The sequence below is a fragment of the Flavobacterium sp. N2270 genome (assembly GCF_025947225.1).
Taxonomy (GTDB): domain Bacteria; phylum Bacteroidota; class Bacteroidia; order Flavobacteriales; family Flavobacteriaceae; genus Flavobacterium.
Window position 1 is genome coordinate 1171424 of the sequence record NZ_CP110005.1, and the last position, 16713, is coordinate 1188136.

Here is a 16713-nt window from a genome sequence, read left to right on the forward strand (position 1 = left end):
ATTATAAAAGAGATTTACAAGTCATTGCTTGTGGTTTTTGAATATTCATTAGATCCAAAATTGTTGGAGCTATATCGCCTAAAACCCCATTATTTATATTTTTTAGTTCTTTGTCTACTAAAATAATTGGAACTGGGTTAGTGGTATGCGCTGTATTTGGAGTTCCATCTGGGTTTATCATAGTTTCGCAATTTCCATGATCTGCAATAATAATCGTGGTGTAATTATTTTCTAAAGCAGTTTCAACCACTTCTTTTACACAAATATCAACTGCTTCACATGCTTTAATTGCAGCACTCATAACACCAGTATGACCTACCATGTCGCCATTTGCGAAATTTAAACATACAAAATCAACATCGCCTTTTTTAAGTTCAGGGATTAAAGCATCTTTTAATTCAAATGCGCTCATTTCTGGTTGTAAATCGTAAGTAGCTACTTTAGGAGAGTTTTTTAAGATTCTACTTTCACCAACAAATGGTTCTTCGCGACCGCCAGAAAAGAAAAAAGTAACATGAGGATATTTCTCGGTTTCAGCAATTCTAATTTGTTTTTTATGGGCTTTTTCTAATACTTCTCCAAGCGTTTCGGTAATATTATCTTTATCATAAATTACATGAACATTTGCATAAGTGTCGTCATAATTAGTCATGGTAACATAATACAGATTCAATTTATGCATGTTTTGTTCGTGAAAATCTTTTTGAGAAAGTGCTTCTGTAAGTTCACGACCTCTGTCTGTTCTAAAATTAAAGAAAATTACAACATCATCTTCTTTAATTACTGAAAGTGGATTGTTGTTTGAATCGGTTATAACCAAAGGTTTTATAAATTCATCAGTAATATCATTTGCGTAACTTTCGTTGATACTTTTAACTGCATTTTGAGTTTTAGAACCCAATCCATTTACCAATAAATCATAAGCTAACTTTACTCTTTCCCAGCGTTTATCTCTATCCATTGCATAATAGCGACCTATTACAGAGGCTAATTTTGCATTAGTGTTTTGTAAATATGCTTCTAAGTCTGCAATGTAATTAGCGCCTGATTTTGGGTCTACATCACGACCGTCAGTAAAAGCATGAACAAACATATTTTGAATTCCTTCAGCTTGTGCTACGTCAATTAATCCACGTAAATGAGAAGTATGGCTATGAACTCCGCCATCTGAAACTAATCCTAAAAAATGTACCGCTTTGTTGTTTTTCTTGGCATAATCAAAAGCATCCATTAATGGCTTTTCTTGATTCATTGTTTTGTTGGCAACAGCTAGATTTATTTTTGCTAAATCTTGATAAACAATTCTTCCTGCACCTAAGTTCATATGACCAACTTCAGAATTCCCCATTTGACCTTCAGGTAAGCCTACGTTTAAGCCATCGGTTCTTAATTGAGCATTTGGATATTTAGTATATAAACTATCTATAAATGGAGTGTTTGCATTATCAATTGCAGAAACTTTTGGATCAGGAGATTTTCCCCAGCCATCAAGAATCATTAAAATTACTTTCTTATTCATCTTAAAAAGAGTTTTTACAAAGATAAATATTTAAGAAGTTAATTGTAGATTCTTTACGCTTTTTTAAGCCAATTTTTTGCTTGGTTGTAATCAATATAATATCGAATACTTACAGATAAAACGTGGTTTAAATTATCGCCAATTAGGTTTGAAAAGTTATTGCTAAAATCTTTATTTATTGCTCTATCAAAAGAAGAAGCATTATTACGATACAATACTGAAATCTGACTTCCAGGAGCAAACCACCAAGAATAAGATAAGTCTAAATTCCATGTACTAAAATTAGAATTTTTATTCTCGGTATAAGTTGTTTCAGTTAAAGTTCCATCATTGTTAAGCGTGTGAAAAGAATTGTTTTCGGCTAAAGACCAATAATGTCTTACAGAAAGATTAAAATTCATATTGCTATTAATAGAATATTTACTTGTAATGCTATTGGTATAAGTATCTCTGTTTCTTTTTGCAAAATATATGGAAACATCATCATTATCGATGTATCCAACATTGTTAAATTGTTTGTATAAATCAAAACTATAAATAAGAGAAAATCTGTCGCTAAAGCGATATCTTGGACTAAAACCTATTCCATAATTATATCTGTCTTTTTCATTTACATTGGTAAAATACGGATTAATATCAACTGCAAATTTATTGTTGTAGTTTGTAGATAGATACAAACTTCCGTTATAACTTTCAGGATAAATTAAAAATCGTCCATCTTGTCTTGGCTCATAATAATCGTAATTTTTAAACGGATTGTAACCAAAACTAGCGCTCATATAGTGATTAGCTTTGTTGTTTCCGCTAAAATTTATATTGAAATTATTGCCTTGAATTCTACCAGTCGTATTGTTGTATTGCATATAAGAATTTAAGTTAATACGAAAGGTGTTAAATAGTTTTGTGGGATTAAGAATTCGATAATTAACATTACTTGAAAAGTCGGTATAATTAGTTTGAAAATTGATTCCTAAATCGTTATTGTCAAAATCTTTTGAAACATAATTTGCGCCTAAGCTAAATCGTACTTTTCCACTTGTTTCTGCAATATATATAGAAGTATTAATTCCGTTTTTGTTTTCAGAATCATAAACACTACTCATTTTCATATCTCCAGAAAGATTGTACGTGTTTTTTTTAGTATTTAAATCGAAAAGTAAGCCCGTTACATTTGCATCTCTAAAACTTCCGTTTCTGGTTACATTTGTATTAATAAACGTAACAGAAGAATTTTGGTTAAAGCGTTGGTCTAAAACCGTTACATTGTAATTGGTTAAAGGAGAAACGGTTTCTTTACGAGAAGTATTTTCGTCAGGATTTATAATAGTCACATCTGTTTTTTCGGTAATGGCATTTAAAAAACCAATTCCCAATCCGTCAGAATTTCTTCCAGACACTTTTAGTGCATTTAATAAATTTACTGTAGAAGGAAACTCATTAATAATTTCATTGTCTGCTAACTCAGGATAAAATTGAGGAGCAGCTCCAATTCTTCTTGAATATAAAAGATTCCCTTTGCTGAATAAATCTGTTCCTTCGGTAAAAAACGGTCTGTTTTCATTAAATTGTTGTTCAAATGGACCAAGATTTAGTTCTACATTATCAAACTTTGTTTGTCCAAAATCGGGAATTAAAATTGCATCTAGCGTAAAAGCATCATTAATACCATATTTAATATCCAAACCACCTTTTAGGGTTAACTCGGTGTTGTCTTTATTAGAGTTTACATATCCTGAAGCATAAGGAATTAAGAAAAGACGAGTAGGAGGATTAATGTTTGAAATTCCTTCTAAAATTCCGGCTTGTTGCGAAAAAGTAGCTACTTGCGTATTAATAGGCGACCATGTGAATTTTTGTCTTTTTCGTCTTACTTCTCTAAAGAAATTAATTCCCCAAACCTGTTCTTTGTTTTCAGGAAAACGAAGTGCTGCGTATGGAATTCTCATTTCAACTATCCAACCAAAATTAGTTACTTTTGCTTTACTTTCCCATATAGCATTCCAAGAATAATCTTCTCCATACTGTGATGTAAAATTACAATCGGCTTGACCATTTGATGCAGTAACATAAAACTGAAAATCTTGCTGTCCGTCATTATAACCGTTTATGTAAACACCAAATGAGTCGCTAATTCCAAAATTATCACGTTCTGTTATTTCTTTTAAAATGGCTTTAGGGTCATTGTCATATAAAATTGCGCCAATGTAAACCGCGTCATTGTTGTAAAGTATTTTTACTTCGGTTCTAAGTTCATTTGGAGAGGGTTTCCCATTGTCTGGTTCAAACATCACAAAATCAGAAGCAATCTTAGACTCGTTCCAAATAGATTCATTTAATTCCCCGTCAATAGCAATAGACTCATTTATTTTTGTAGCAACTAATTTTTTTTTAGAAATTATGTTGTCTTGTGCTTGTGTTTTGAAGCTGTTAAAACACAATAAAAATATGAAAATCAAGTTCTTATGCATTATTGTTACATTTTTTACAAAAATAGACCCATTAAAAAACGTATGAAAAAAATTATAAAAACTTTAACTAAACGACTTTTTGTCGATAAAACGCATTTTTTTTCGATAAAATGTGATTAAAAATTTGTTTCATAATTTTTTTTGAATATATTTGATAACTATTATTAACCAACTAACTGCAACTACTACAATGAATTACAAATTATTAACCTTGCTTTTTTTATGTTTATTTTCTTTTGGATTTATAAATAAAACAGATGATGATGTTGAGACAAAAAAAGCAAATGAGCCAGTGTTATTGGCTAATAATACTAATGTAATTACAAAGTCGTTATCTCAGTTATTTTTTGAAAATATAGAAGTTAACAATTTTGATTTACCTCAGTTTGAATGTTTTTCTAAAGCTTTTGAAGGTTATAATCAATTAAAATCTCAAGGTGTTGTTCAAAAAGATTTTTTAACGATTATTGATTTTAGCTTGTCTTCAAATGTAGAAAGGTTGTGGGTTATTAATATGTTAACAAAGGAAGTTGTTTTAAAATCATTAGTTGCTCATGGAAGAAATTCAGGAGATGAATTTGCAACTAAATTTTCAAATTCAGCTGAATCATTTCAAAGTAGTTTAGGTTTTTATGTAACTGGTGAAGTTTACCAAGGAAAGCATGGTTTTTCTTTGAGATTAGACGGTTTAGAGTATGGTATTAATGATAATGCTAGAAATAGAGCAGTTGTAATTCATGGAGCTGATTATGTTTCAGATAAGTTTGCAAAATCAAATGGAAGATTAGGGAGAAGTCTAGGTTGTCCTGCTGTTCCATATGCAATTCACAAGGAATTTATCAATACTATAAAAGATAAATCATGTTTGTTTATTTATCATCCATCAAGAACTTATGTTGCTAAATCTAAATTAGTTTCTTAAAGCGTTTAATAGTTTTGAGTCTAACTTGTATATATCTTCTCTAAATTGTAGCCCTTCTTTATTTGACCAACTTGTCCAATACAATAAATAAATATTTATATTAGATTTCTTTAAGGGAACATATCTCGTTACTTTCTTATTTATAATTGTATCTATTTCAGAGTTATTCCAAATTTTCTCATCTTCTTTTTTTAATATAGTTTCAGACAATTGTAATGGTTTTTCAATTCTAATGCATCCAGAACTTAATGCTCTGTATTCTCTCACAAAGTAATCTCTATGGTTTGTGTCATGCAAGTAAACCAAATGTCTGTTTGGAAAATTGAATTTTACTAAACCTAATGAATTATCGACACCAGGAGTTTGAACATACCTGTATGAATTAGATTTGTTTGGATTCCAATTCTCTGGTGCAATCAATTCTCCTTGTGAATTGTAAATACTAATTCTATTTCGACTAAAATAGCTTCTGTTTTTTGCAGCAGAAGGAGTTAAATCTTCTTTAATAATTGTAGGAGGAACGGTCCAAGTTGGGTTAAAAACAAAATTAGAAAGTTTAGAGCTTAAAATAGGTGTTTCTCTACTAGGTTTACCAACGACAATTCTTCTTTCGGCGATAGTATCATTATTAGTTACATAAGAAAGTTTGTAGTCGGGAAGATTAATAAGCAAATACTCTTCGCCAAAGTTGTCTGGAAACCATCTCCACCTTTCTAAATTTACGATAGTTTGTTCGATTCTTTCGTTTAGAGAAAAGTTCAAGGCTTTTAATGTTCCTTGTCCTATAACTCCATCAGGTTTTAATCCGTGTCTTTTTTGAAACTTTTTTACTGCAGCTACTGCATTTTTATCATATATAGGAGTAATAATACTGTCTCTATTTACAAAGTCTTTCCAGTATAACAAATGTTTTTTTATTTGAACAACTTCGTTTAAAGTGTCGTTTGGTTCAATTTTATCTTTTATATGTATTTTCTTCAGTTTATAGTCAGGAAAAGTATTTAAAATCGTTAAACTCTTTTTAAGTGATTTATAAGTGTTGTGTTGAGGTTTTAAATCTTTAAAAGCAGTTGCAATCATTCTTAATTTAATTGCTTTATGAAGTATATCAGATAATGCAATTGTTTTTTGTGGTATATCCCAATTTTTATAAACATCTTTTGGGTTTGTTTTTCCACAATGTAAATGTGTAGCTATTTTTTGAAAAGATTCTGTAAGGAAGACATCATAAGCAATAACTTCAGAATCACTCATGTTGGTTCTTTTTTCTTCTAATTCAACAATCTTTTCAAAGTTATAATCATTTGGTAATAATCCTTCTTTAGTAGAAGATTTAATTTCGTTAATTAAATCGGTTCTATTTTCTAAATTAAACCAAATCTCATAATTGTCGAACTTCTTATAGTATAACTTAATGCTATCATTCTTAGTAGCTATGAGATCAACATCAATAGGTCTGATTTTAGCATGAGTTATTGGGTCTTCTAGTGGCAGTTTTACCTCTGAAATTGGTTTTTTATCATTTTTACAGTTGATAAAAAAGAGAGAAATAGAAATTAGAAGTATTTTTTTTATCATAAACTGTATTTGATAAGATTTAAAATAATGATTATTCTTGAAATTGTAAAAAAAATCAGTCAATTGACATTTAAAACCGATATATGGACAGTACTGCAAAACTTATGCCAATACTTTTTACAAAAAAAAGCATTTTTTTTGAAATGATTTAATGTAATATAATCTTTTGGTTTTTAGTAATTTATGTTGTTTTTTAAGGGCGGGTAAAAAATTTACTTAAAAATAATTATAATTTTTTTTAAAAAAAACTTGCATTGAATTATTTTTTTGGGCTATATTTGCACACCAAAAAATGCGAAAGTAGCTCAGTTGGTAGAGCGTCAGCCTTCCAAGCTGAATGTCGCGAGTTCGACCCTCGTCTTTCGCTCTAATTTATTGAAAGTACCTTATGCGAAAGTAGCTCAGTTGGTAGAGCGTCAGCCTTCCAAGCTGAATGTCGCGAGTTCGACCCTCGTCTTTCGCTCAAAAAAAGTCCTGCAATTTGCAGGACTTTTTTATTTTATGTTATTTAGCTCAGCTTCTGGTTCTAATTCTATAGGTTTATTATTTTGAGAAAATAAACGAGCAGTTAAATTTCCTTTTAGTTTTATTGAGTTTCCGTTTACTTCAAGCCAACTTCCTTCTCTTAAACCTAAAACAGGTTGTGGATTAAATTTATGAAATTCATTAATTCTTGTTTCTCTAGTTTCACCCATGTGGGTAGAATTCGTGTCTGGATCTAAATAATGCGGATTTATATTAAACGATACAAAACCAAAAGTTCTAAAACTTGGCGGATAGATTATTGGCATATCGTTAGTTGTTCCCATCGTTAGTCCGCAAATATTACTTCCGGCACTAGTACCTAAGTAAGGAATTCCATTGTTAATTGCTTTTTCTATACTTTCTAAAATATCATTTCTATATAATTCAGAAACTAATAAAAAAGTATTTCCTCCACCAGTAAAAATGGCTTCGGCATTTTGAATCACTTCTATAGGTTTTTCAAACTCATGAATTCCTTTTACGCTAATGTTTAATTTTTGAAATGCTTTTGAAACAATTTTGGTATACTCATCATGAGTTATTCCGCCTGGTCTAGCGTAAGGAATAAATAACAATGTTTTTACGTTGTTAAAATGTTTTTTTAGTGTTGGGAATAAATAGTCTAAATATTCTCCTCCATGTACTGTTGAGGTACTTGCTATTATTAGTTTTCGCATGCTGTTTTATTTAAAATTCAAAGTTATCACTTTTGTTTAACATAATTTTATCATGCTTTTAATATTTATTTTTGATTGTTGCAATTACATTTACAAATATTAATTAAATAGATGTATTATTAAAAAGATATACTTTTTATTGTTTTTTATTTCGCTTTCGTTGTCAGCTCAAAACGACACTTTATTAAAAGGGAAAATAGTTTCAGAATCTTTGAACCTAGAGGATATTCATGTAATTAATCGTTCACAAAAGAAAGGAACCGTTACTTTACAAGGAGGATATTTTACTTTAAACGCAAAAGTTTCAGATACCATTATTTTTAGCGCGGTTCATTTAAAAGCAGTTCAACATATTGTTACTAAAGATGATTTTGGAAAAAATTTATTTTTTGTAAATATGGAAATGATGATAAGTGCGTTAGATGAGGTGGTAATGGTACAATATAAAAATATAAATGCTGTAGCATTAGGGATTATCCCTGCAGGACAAAAAACATATACGCCAGCTGAAAGAAAGTTATATACAGCAACAGGTGGAGGCAATACTTATGGGTTAAGTACGTCGGTTTCGTTAGATGGAATTATTAACGGAATTTCTGGACGAACAAAAATGCTAAAAAAAGAAGTTCAGGTCGAAAAAAAGGAATTCTTTCTTGAGTCTATTCGGTTAGATTTTAATGATAATTATTTTACAGAAAAATTAAAAATACCTCAAGATTATATTTCTGGTTTTCTGTATTATTTAGTTGAAAACAGAAATTTTGTTTATATATATAATAAGAATAATAAAACAGCTACTGAATTTGCTTTAGCCGGACTTTCAGTTGAATATTTGAAACTTAAAAACCTAGTTCCAAATGAAAATATCAAAACAGAGGAATAGTTTTTTTATTGTTGTTTTTATTTTTTCTCAACTTGTTTTTTCTCAAAATTCTGAAAGACAGGTTCTAAAAGGAAAAGTAATTACCGATTCTTTAGATGTCGAAAACATTACGGTTTTTAATATTTCTTCAAATATAGGAGCTATTACAGATCAACTTGGTGTGTTTTATATTAAAGCAAAAGAGAATGACACATTGTTCTTTCAGGGACTTTCTTTCGTGTCTCAAAAATACATACTTACAAAAAAAGATTTTTATGTTGAAGAACTAGAAGTTCAATTAGATATTAAAATAAATGAACTTAACGAAGTTATTGTAAGTCCTTATACTTTAACTGGGAATTTAGAGAAGGATATGAAGAAAATTAAAGTTTATGATCCGTTTGGCTCAGTAGACATGAATGTGGTGAAATATTATGACGATAAGTATTCTGAAAAACCAGAAATAACAACATCGCCAAGTCATTTTGCTCCGGGCGGCTCAACTGTCGATTTTAAAATTATTGGTAAAGCAATTGGAAAACTTTTAGGCATTAAAAGCAATCCTAGAAAAAACGTGGAAGCAGTTATTGAAAATCGAAAACTTAGAGAAGTACAATCAAAATCATTTTCTGAACATATTAAAGAGCGATACTCAAATCATTTTTTTACATCAACTTTGAAAATTGAGAATGATAAAATCCCTTCTTTTTTAGCTTTTGCTGAAATGCCCAGCTATGAATTGGTTAATTTTTTAAAAAGTGAAAATGAATTACAACTTTTAGAATATCTAATTTCAAAATCAACTGAATTTAAAAATAAGTTTAATGAAGAATCAATATCTTTACCAAATGAAAAATAGATATAAAATAGTTGTACTGCTTACGGTATTTGCTTTTATGAGTTCATTTGTAGTTCATAAATTTTATGTTTCAGTAACCCAAATAGATTTTGTTCCAAAGAAACAACGAATTGAAATCACATCAAGAATATTTATTGATGATTTTGAAAAAGGGTTAAAGAAAAAATACAACAAGGATTTTTACTTATCTACAAAAAAGGAAATTCCAGAAACAAACGATTATATTCAAAAATATCTTGAAGAAAAAATGAAGTTTGTTATTAATAATAAACCTTATAAAGTTACATTTTTAACAAAAGAAGTAGAAGATGATGTGTTAATTTGTTATTCAAAAGTGCAATTCTCTGAAAAAATAACTACTTTCGAAATCTTTAATTCTGTTCTTACAGAAATGTTTTCTGAACAAAAAAACATAATACATACAGATATTAATGGTAACAAAAAGAGTGTTTTGTTGACATATAGTGAACGATCAACATTATTAGAATTTTAAACAACCCAAAAATGAAAAAATCAATCTTATTTTCTTCGTTTTTAGCAATTGCAGTTTCATTTACTTCAATAGCTCAAGAAACAAAAACAGAAGATAAAAAAAGAGAACAAGGGCATTATAACGAAAATAAATTTCGACAAATGTACGACATTATGGCTACGCCAAATATGTTTAGAACTGCATCTGGTGCTCCGGGTCCAGCTTATTATCAGCAAAAAGCTGATTATAAAATGGATATAGAAATTGATGATAAAAATCAAAAACTATACGGTAAAGAAACAGTTACGTATTATAATAATTCTCCTGAACCATTAGAGTATTTGTGGGTACAGTTAGATCAAAATATGCGTGCACAAAATTCTAAAACACCATTAGTTGAAAACCAAAGAATAGCTCCTGCATTAACAGCAGAAAAATTTGCTAAGGAATTCATGGAAAATGGTTTTGATGGTGGTTTTAATATTGAATATGTAAAAGATAAATCAGGTAAAAATATAAGTTATACCATCAATCAAACAATGATGCGTATTAACTTGGCTACTCCTTTAAAACCTGGTGGTAAAACGGTTTTTTCAATTAAATGGTGGTACAACATTAATAATTACCAAATAGACGGAGGTCGTTCGGGTTTTGAATTATTTCCTGACGGGAATAAATTATATGTAATTGCTCAGTTTTTTCCAAGAATGGCAGTTTACAGCGATGTTGAAGGTTGGCAAAATATGCAGTTTTGGGGAAGAGGTGAATTTGCATTAACATTTGGGGATTATGAAGTAAATATTACAGTTCCTGCAGATCACATGATGGAAGCAACAGGAGAGCTTCAAAACAGAAAAGAAGTATATACTTCAGAACAAATGAAAAGATGGGAATTAGCCCAAAATACATTTGATAAGCCTGTTTTAATTGTAACTCAGGCTGAAGCTGAAGCAAATGCAAAAGGTTTTTCTGATAAAAAGAAAACATGGAAATATAAAGCAAAGAATGTTAGAGATTTTGGAATTTCAACTTCGAGAAAATTCATGTTAGATGCAATGGCTGTTCAATTAGAAACGGTTAAGCCAATGGCTATTTCAATTTATCCGCCAGAAGCAAATCCGCTTTGGGGAGAATATTCAACTAGAGCAGTTGCACAAACTTTAAAAACATATTCTAAACATACATTTGATTATCCTTATCCAAAAGCAGTTTCTGTTTCAGCAGAAGATCAAGGAATGGAGTATCCTATGATTTGTTGGAATTTTGGTCGCCCTGATGCTGATGGAACGTATACAGATAGAGTAAAGTATGGAATGTTAGGTGTAATTATTCACGAAGTTGGACATAACTTTTTTCCTATGATTGTTAATTCTGACGAAAGACAATGGACTTGGATGGATGAAGGTTTAAATACATTCTTAGAATATTTAACAGAATTAGAATTCGATAAAAATTTCCCAACTGATAGAGGACCAGCGGCTAAAATTGTACCTTATATGAAAGGAAATCAGCAATATTTAGAGCCAATTATGTCTAATTCTGAAAATATTTTTCAGTTTGGATCAAATGCTTATGGTAAGCCAGCAACAGGCTTAAATATTTTACGTGAAACCATTATGGGACATGAATTGTTTGACCACGCATTTAAAACATATGCGCAACGTTGGAAATTTAAACACCCAACTCCTGAAGATTTCTTTAGAACTATGGAAGACGCTTCTGCAGTAGATTTAGATTGGTTCTGGAGAGGTTGGTTCTATTCTACAGATTATGTAGATATTGCACTTAAGGATGTAAAAGAATATTATGTTTCTACCGAACCTACCGCTAAGTTGAAAAACTACAGAATGAGAACGGGTCGTTTTACATATGATGATGGACCATTTTTATATTTAATTGATGAAAAAAACGAAGAGTTTAATCCTGCAACTAAAAAAGCATTTGATGTGAATGAAGTTCAAATGTTAGATGATTATGTAGCGAAAAATTATACTGCTGAAGAAAAAGCAAAATTAAAAGCACCAAAGTATTTCTATGAAGTAGAGTTTGAAAAATTAGGTGGAATGATTATGCCTATTCTTGTTGAGCTTCAGTTTGAAGATGGTTCTACAGAAAATCATGTATTTCCAGCTCAAATTTGGAGAAAAAATAATGAAACTGCAAAAAGAGTTTTCGCTACAGATAAGAAAGTAGTTAAAATTCAAATTGATCCTAAATTAGAAACGGCAGATATTGATACAAACAACAACGTTTGGCCAAGTACTGAAGTAAAATCTAAATTTGACGAATTAGAAAAAAAATAATTTTTTTAATTAATACTATTTAAACCTCGAATTATACAATTCGAGGTTTTTTATTTTAACGAAGATTTTTGATGTTCACATAAAAATCTTTGTAACTTTGTTTCATTGTAAAATGTAATTCAATTAAAAATGTTTGGAATTGGTGGAGGAGAACTAATCTTTATAGTTCTTATTGCAGTAATGATTTTTGGTTCAAAAGGTATTCCTGATGTGGCTCGTTTTTTAGGAAAAACAATGGCGCAAATTAAACACGCAACTAACGATATTAAATCGGAAATTAATAACAGTGCCAAAGAAAACGGAATGGATATGAATTCGTTAACAGGCGGAATTTCAGAAGAAATTCAAAAAGCAAAAGATGGTATTTCTAAAGCAGTTAATCCATTAGAGAATATAGCTTCTGATGTTCAAAATCCTATTCAAAAAGCAAAAGAAGATATTGAAAACCTAACCGGACCTATTAAAAGACAACTATAATTTGGAACAACTACTTCACTTAGATAAAGAATTATTTGTTTTCTTAAACGGACTAGGTTCAGAATCGTTTGACGGTTTCTGGAAAATAATTACAAAACAACTGCATTGGACGCCTTTTTTTCTAGGTATTTTTTATTTGTTACAAAAAAAAGTAGGTTGGAAAAATTTTGGAATTATTATTCTTTTTCTAGCGCTATTAATTACGTTTACAGACCAAATTACCAATTTATTTAAAAACGGATTTCAACGTTTACGACCTTGTAATACACCAGAAATTAAAGATATTATTCGTGTTGTGGTAAAGAGAAGCTCGTTTAGTTTTTTCTCTGGTCATGCAGCTAATTCAATGGCAAGTACAATGTTCATTTTCTTAATTATTAGACGATATTATAACTATTCGTTTCTATTGTTCTTATTTCCTTTAATTTTCGCTTACAGCCGCATTTATCTAGGGTTGCACTTTCCGTTAGATATTCTTTCTGGTTATGTTTTCGGAATGCTTAGCGGACTTTTCTTTTACAAACTCTACGAAGTTTTTATGAGGAAGTATCCGAAGTATAGTATTTATTTGTAGTTTAACTGATGACAGAAAAAGAGAAATTAATAGTTTTTAGAATTTGCCTTGAAGCTAATATTATTACCTTATCTCAAATTCAAAAATGGGCAGAAAAAACTTTAGTCAATAATGAAATAATCAGAGATGATTATATTCTAGATTTATGTTCTTCTGAAAGTAAAGGGGTTAATGAGATTGTACATCTTTTGAAACAAAATGAAGGAAGTGTTGAAAATCAAGAAATTTGGAAAATTGTATATGGAGTTACTTGGGTTTTATATGAAAAAAATATAATTAATTTAAAGAGAGCTTGTAACTTTGTCTATAAGGTTGCAACAGAAATAAGTTATGCAACAGAATATGATTTGTCCGAAGGAATATCACTAGATGATTCTTATTATTTAGCTAGCAAGAATATCTGTGGTAATTTAAATGATGTTGAAAAGGAATTGAAAAAAATAACTAGTGGTTTTAAGTATTTAGGGTTAAATTTTATTGAATCTAATTTTAATAATCAAGATGTTTTAAATAATAATTAGGTTATTCTTAGATAAAATTATTACTTCACCCTAGTAACCGTCAAACCATCGCGAATAGGCAGTAAAACCGTTTCTACACGTTCGTCTTCGTTAATTAATTTATTGTATTCTACTAAAACTTTTGTACTTAAATCTTTCGGGCTTAATTCTTCCAAAACTTTTCCGCTCCACAACACATTATCCGATAAAATAATGCCGCCTGGGTTCATCATAGGAACAATCATGTTGAAATAATTAATATAGTTTTCTTTATCGGCATCAATAAAAACCAAATCAAATTTTTTGTTTAAAGTGGGAATAATTTCCAAAGCATCACCTAAATGTCCTTTTATTTGACCAGCATATTCAGAAGCTTCAAAATATTTTTGCTGAAAATCAAACAACTCTTCATTAATGTCAATCGTGTCTAAAAATCCGTCTTTTTGCATTCCTTCTGCTAAACACAATGCAGCATAACCAGTATAAGTACCAATTTCTAAAATGTTTTTCGGATTAATAATTTTAGAAAGCATACTTAAAACTCTACCTTGAAAATGTCCGCTCAACATTCTTGGTTGTAGAATTTTCTGGTGTGTTTCGGTATTTAATTTCGCTAAAAGTTCTGGCTCTTTTTGGCTATGATTGGCTACGTAATTTTCTAATTCTTCCGATATAAAATGCATGATGGTTCAAATTTTAAACAAAAATACAAATTCCAACACTTCTAACTTCTAATTTCTGAATTCTAATTTCTAAATTCCTAACTTTGCACCATGCAAATTACAAAAAGAGACATACGCGCTTTAACAAAAGAACAATTAAGAGATTTTTTTGTGGCAAACGGAGATAAAGCTTTTCGTGGAAATCAGGTATACGAATGGTTGTGGAGTAAAAGTGCGCATACATTTGAAGATATGACTAATGTTTCCAAAGAAACGCGTGCAATGCTAGAAGCGAACTTCGTTATCAATCACATTAAAGTCGATACGATGCAACGCAGTTCTGATGGAACCGTGAAAAATGCAGTGCGTCTTCATGATGATTTAATTGTAGAAAGCGTTTTAATTCCAACAAATACTAGAACTACGGCTTGTGTTTCAAGTCAAGTTGGTTGTAGTTTAGATTGTAATTTTTGTGCAACAGCTCGTTTAAAACGCATGCGTAATTTGCAACCCGATGAAATTTACGACCAAGTTGTGGCCATAGATAAAGAAAGTCGTTTGTATTATAACCGTCCGTTATCGAACATCGTTTTCATGGGAATGGGAGAGCCTTTAATGAACTATCCAAATGTTTTTAAGGCCATTGATATGATTACCTCTAACGAAGGTTTAGGAATGTCGCCAAAACGAATTACTGTTTCTACTTCTGGAGTTTCTAAAATGATTAAGAAAATGGCTGACGATGAGGTTAAGGTTAAACTTGCTGTTTCATTGCATTCGGCAATTGAAGAAATCAGAAACGAAATCATGCCTTTTACCAAAAGTTTTCCTTTGACCGATTTACGTGAAGCTTTGGAATATTGGTACCAAAAAACAAAAAGTAAAATTACTTATGAATATGTGGTTTGGAAAGGAATTAACGACAATAAAGAGTCGATTGATGCTTTAGTAAAATTCTGTAAATACGTTCCGTGTAAAGTAAACTTAATTGAATACAACGCTATTGATGATGGTGATTTCCAACAAGCATCTGAACAAGCTACTAACGATTACATAAACGCTTTAGAGCGCAACGGAATTGTAGTTAAAGTGCGTAGAAGTCGTGGAAAAGATATTGATGCGGCTTGTGGGCAATTGGCTAATAAATCATAAAATTGTACTAGCATTCTGATTAATTCTGTATTTTTGGTAACCGAATGAAAATAGTAGAGCAAATAAAACAACCTATCGCAAATGAAATGGAACTTTTTGAAAAGAAGTTTCACGAATCGATGTCTTCAAAGGTTGCGCTCTTAAATCGAATTACGTATTATATCGTTAACCGAAAAGGAAAACAAATGCGACCTATGTTTGTTTTTCTTACAGCAAAAATGGTTGGCGATGGAACTGTAAATGAACGTACTTATCGTGGTGCTTCGGTAATTGAATTAATTCATACGGCTACTTTAGTACATGATGATGTAGTTGACGATTCGAATAAACGTAGAGGTTTTTTCTCCATAAATGCACTTTGGAAAAATAAAATTGCAGTTTTAGTGGGCGATTATTTACTTTCTAAAGGATTGTTACTTTCTATAGATAATAATGATTTTGATTTACTGAAAATTATTTCTGTTGCTGTTCGCGAAATGAGTGAAGGCGAATTATTACAAATTGAAAAAGCACGTCGACTTGACATTACCGAAGATATTTATTACGAAATCATCCGTCAAAAAACAGCGACTCTTATTGCGGCATGTTGTTCGCTTGGAGCTTGTTCTGTAATTCCAGAGAATAAAGAAGTAGTAGAAAAAATGCGAAAATTTGGAGAGCTTATTGGAATGGCTTTTCAAATTAAAGATGATTTATTTGATTATACAGATGACGCCATTGGTAAACCAACAGGGATTGATATTAAAGAACAAAAAATGACATTGCCTTTAATTTACGCATTAAATAACTGTTCTAAAAAAGAAAAAAGTTGGGTAATCAATTCGGTTAAAAATCACAATAAAGATAAAAAACGAGTTAAAGAAGTTATTCAGTTTGTAAAAGACAAGCAAGGTTTGGTGTATGCCGAACAAAAAATGGTTCAATTTCAACAAGAAGCATTGGCTTTAATTCAAGATTTTCCAAATTCTCCCTATAAAGATTCATTAGTTTTAATGGTAAACTACGTAATTGAAAGAAAGAAATAAGCAATTTCAAGAACAAGTTCAAAAGACAAGAATAAATTTCAACTTCAATTCCGTAAACTTGTTATTCCGACGTTAGGAGGAATCTCATATTTTTTTTGTTATTGTACTTGAAATTTGCATTTTATTTTTGATAACATA

General features: G+C 30.3%; 15 protein-coding genes and 2 tRNA genes. 12 read left to right on the top strand and 5 right to left on the bottom strand.

Annotated elements, in window-relative coordinates:
* Window position 1: 1 nt before the first annotated feature.
* Entirely contained in the window at window positions 2-1519 is a 1518-nt protein-coding gene (gene gpmI / locus OLM55_RS05395; RefSeq protein WP_264560391.1) for a 2,3-bisphosphoglycerate-independent phosphoglycerate mutase, read from the bottom strand.
* 53 nt (window positions 1520-1572) lie between these two features.
* Window positions 1573-3987 (bottom strand): carbohydrate binding family 9 domain-containing protein, encoded by a 2415-nt coding sequence (locus OLM55_RS05400; protein ID WP_264560392.1) that lies wholly within the window; start codon window positions 3985-3987, stop codon window positions 1573-1575.
* Window positions 3988-4177: 190 nt separating this feature from the next.
* Here OLM55_RS05400 and OLM55_RS05405 point away from each other — a divergent pair, with 190 nt between their 5' ends.
* A complete protein-coding gene (locus OLM55_RS05405; protein WP_264560393.1) occupies window positions 4178-4909 on the top strand; it encodes a murein L,D-transpeptidase catalytic domain family protein in 732 nt (243 codons plus the stop codon).
* Here OLM55_RS05405 and OLM55_RS05410 read toward each other — a convergent pair.
* Complete coding sequence (locus OLM55_RS05410; RefSeq protein ID WP_264560394.1) at window positions 4898-6487, bottom strand: L,D-transpeptidase family protein; 1590 nt, start codon at window positions 6485-6487, stop codon at window positions 4898-4900. The genes OLM55_RS05405 and OLM55_RS05410 overlap by 12 nt on opposite strands.
* 294 nt (window positions 6488-6781) lie before the next feature.
* On the opposite strand from OLM55_RS05410, the gene OLM55_RS05415 reads away from it, so the two are divergent.
* Together OLM55_RS05415 and OLM55_RS05420 are read left to right on the top strand one after the other, a co-directional pair.
* Window positions 6782-6854 (top strand) — tRNA-Gly (locus tag OLM55_RS05415).
* A 23-nt stretch (window positions 6855-6877) separates the two neighbouring features.
* A tRNA-Gly gene (locus OLM55_RS05420) sits at window positions 6878-6950 on the top strand.
* 31 nt (window positions 6951-6981) lie between these two features.
* Here OLM55_RS05420 and pepE read toward each other — a convergent pair.
* On the bottom strand, window positions 6982-7689 hold the full coding sequence (gene pepE / locus OLM55_RS05425; protein WP_264560395.1) for a dipeptidase PepE: 708 nt from the start codon (window positions 7687-7689) through the stop codon (window positions 6982-6984).
* Window positions 7690-7828: 139 nt separating this feature from the next.
* On the opposite strand from pepE, the gene OLM55_RS05430 reads away from it, so the two are divergent.
* The 7 genes from OLM55_RS05430 (at window position 7829) to OLM55_RS05460 (ending at window position 13757) form a co-directional block, all read left to right on the top strand.
* Window positions 7829-8572: a hypothetical protein gene (locus OLM55_RS05430; RefSeq protein ID WP_264560396.1), complete on the top strand. Its 744-nt coding sequence runs from the start codon at window positions 7829-7831 to the stop codon at window positions 8570-8572.
* Window positions 8547-9410: a carboxypeptidase-like regulatory domain-containing protein gene (locus tag OLM55_RS05435; protein WP_264560397.1), complete on the top strand. Its 864-nt coding sequence runs from the start codon at window positions 8547-8549 to the stop codon at window positions 9408-9410. Before OLM55_RS05430 ends, OLM55_RS05435 begins: the two co-directional genes overlap by 26 nt.
* The gene (locus OLM55_RS05440; RefSeq protein ID WP_264560398.1) at window positions 9376-9903 is read left to right on the top strand and encodes a DUF6702 family protein; all 528 of its coding nucleotides are present in this window, start codon (window positions 9376-9378) and stop codon (window positions 9901-9903) included. The genes OLM55_RS05435 and OLM55_RS05440 overlap by 35 nt, the downstream gene beginning before the upstream one ends.
* Window positions 9904-9914: 11 nt before the next feature.
* Window positions 9915-12185: a M1 family metallopeptidase gene (locus OLM55_RS05445; protein WP_264560399.1), complete on the top strand. Its 2271-nt coding sequence runs from the start codon at window positions 9915-9917 to the stop codon at window positions 12183-12185.
* A gap of 129 nt (window positions 12186-12314) precedes the next feature.
* Window positions 12315-12662 (top strand): twin-arginine translocase TatA/TatE family subunit, encoded by a 348-nt coding sequence (locus OLM55_RS05450; RefSeq protein ID WP_264560400.1) that lies wholly within the window; start codon window positions 12315-12317, stop codon window positions 12660-12662.
* A gap of 1 nt (window position 12663) precedes the next feature.
* Window positions 12664-13236 carry a phosphatase PAP2 family protein gene (locus OLM55_RS05455; protein ID WP_264560401.1) on the top strand — a complete coding sequence of 191 codons (573 nt, stop codon included), beginning with the start codon at window positions 12664-12666 and terminating at the stop codon, window positions 13234-13236.
* An 8-nt stretch (window positions 13237-13244) separates the two neighbouring features.
* Window positions 13245-13757, top strand: coding sequence for a hypothetical protein (locus OLM55_RS05460; RefSeq protein ID WP_264560402.1), 513 nt, complete (start codon window positions 13245-13247; stop codon window positions 13755-13757).
* Window positions 13758-13777: 20 nt separating this feature from the next.
* Here the strand turns inward: OLM55_RS05460 and OLM55_RS05465 are convergent, their stop codons facing one another.
* Complete coding sequence (locus OLM55_RS05465) at window positions 13778-14419, bottom strand: O-methyltransferase (RefSeq protein WP_264560403.1); 642 nt, start codon at window positions 14417-14419, stop codon at window positions 13778-13780.
* A 90-nt stretch (window positions 14420-14509) separates the two neighbouring features.
* Between OLM55_RS05465 and rlmN the strand changes: the two genes are divergently transcribed.
* Window positions 14510-15550 carry a 23S rRNA (adenine(2503)-C(2))-methyltransferase RlmN gene (rlmN, locus tag OLM55_RS05470; protein WP_264560404.1) on the top strand — a complete coding sequence of 347 codons (1041 nt, stop codon included), beginning with the start codon at window positions 14510-14512 and terminating at the stop codon, window positions 15548-15550.
* A gap of 44 nt (window positions 15551-15594) precedes the next feature.
* Complete coding sequence (locus tag OLM55_RS05475; RefSeq protein ID WP_264560405.1) at window positions 15595-16575, top strand: polyprenyl synthetase family protein; 981 nt, start codon at window positions 15595-15597, stop codon at window positions 16573-16575.
* The last annotated feature ends 138 nt before the right edge of the window (window positions 16576-16713 follow it).

Bases quoted from the DNA above. Each gene is read 5' to 3' on its own strand.
- gpmI (WP_264560391.1), bottom strand. From the start codon at position 1,519: ATGAATAAGAAAGTAATTTTAATGATTCTTGATGGCTGGGGAAAATCT.
- OLM55_RS05400 (WP_264560392.1), bottom strand. From the start codon at position 3,987: ATGCATAAGAACTTGATTTTCATATTTTTATTGTGTTTTAACAGCTTC.
- OLM55_RS05405 (WP_264560393.1), top strand. From the start codon at position 4,178: ATGAATTACAAATTATTAACCTTGCTTTTTTTATGTTTATTTTCTTTT.
- OLM55_RS05410 (WP_264560394.1), bottom strand. From the start codon at position 6,487: ATGATAAAAAAAATACTTCTAATTTCTATTTCTCTCTTTTTTATCAAC.
- pepE (WP_264560395.1), bottom strand. From the start codon at position 7,689: ATGCGAAAACTAATAATAGCAAGTACCTCAACAGTACATGGAGGAGAA.
- OLM55_RS05435 (WP_264560397.1), top strand. From the start codon at position 8,547: ATGAAAATATCAAAACAGAGGAATAGTTTTTTTATTGTTGTTTTTATT.
- OLM55_RS05440 (WP_264560398.1), top strand. From the start codon at position 9,376: ATGAAGAATCAATATCTTTACCAAATGAAAAATAGATATAAAATAGTT.
- OLM55_RS05445 (WP_264560399.1), top strand. From the start codon at position 9,915: ATGAAAAAATCAATCTTATTTTCTTCGTTTTTAGCAATTGCAGTTTCA.
- OLM55_RS05450 (WP_264560400.1), top strand. From the start codon at position 12,315: ATGTTTGGAATTGGTGGAGGAGAACTAATCTTTATAGTTCTTATTGCA.
- OLM55_RS05460 (WP_264560402.1), top strand. From the start codon at position 13,245: ATGACAGAAAAAGAGAAATTAATAGTTTTTAGAATTTGCCTTGAAGCT.
- OLM55_RS05465 (WP_264560403.1), bottom strand. From the start codon at position 14,419: ATGCATTTTATATCGGAAGAATTAGAAAATTACGTAGCCAATCATAGC.
- rlmN (WP_264560404.1), top strand. From the start codon at position 14,510: ATGCAAATTACAAAAAGAGACATACGCGCTTTAACAAAAGAACAATTA.
- OLM55_RS05475 (WP_264560405.1), top strand. From the start codon at position 15,595: ATGAAAATAGTAGAGCAAATAAAACAACCTATCGCAAATGAAATGGAA.